1 pseudogene is annotated in these 323 nt (G+C 41.5%); it reads right to left on the bottom strand.

Annotated elements, in window-relative coordinates:
• Nucleotides 1-323 (bottom strand): annotated as a pseudogene (truB, locus tag ACFIK8_RS10095) (tRNA pseudouridine(55) synthase TruB); the annotation flags it as partial.

Below are 323 nucleotides of genomic sequence, written 5' to 3'. Positions count from 1 at the left end.
GCAAGTTGGGCTTTGTAGAGGACGCAAGCCTCATCTTTATCAATAGGTGCATTGTGACCACAAAGGGGCATTGACTTACCCGCTATGACTCACTGTGCTCGTGTTTCACTAAGGGTATAATGAGAGAGACATTTCAGTGCGGCGCCCGTTTCAATTAAGAGTTCATCAAGTTTTGTAAAATTTCTTTCAGAAGGAGTGTCATTTTCATTTATTGCAATTTTATCTAGCGCTACCGCTTTTAGTTCTTCCCATGTAATGAGATCATCTTCACAAAAAGGTGCCACTGTGGTACGTCTTAAATCAGCAATATGCCCATAACAACC

Source organism: Bartonella sp. MR168JLCBS (genome assembly GCF_042194175.1).
The sequence above is the reverse complement of the archived record's forward strand: the minus strand, read 5'-3'. Positions and strand labels throughout refer to the sequence as shown.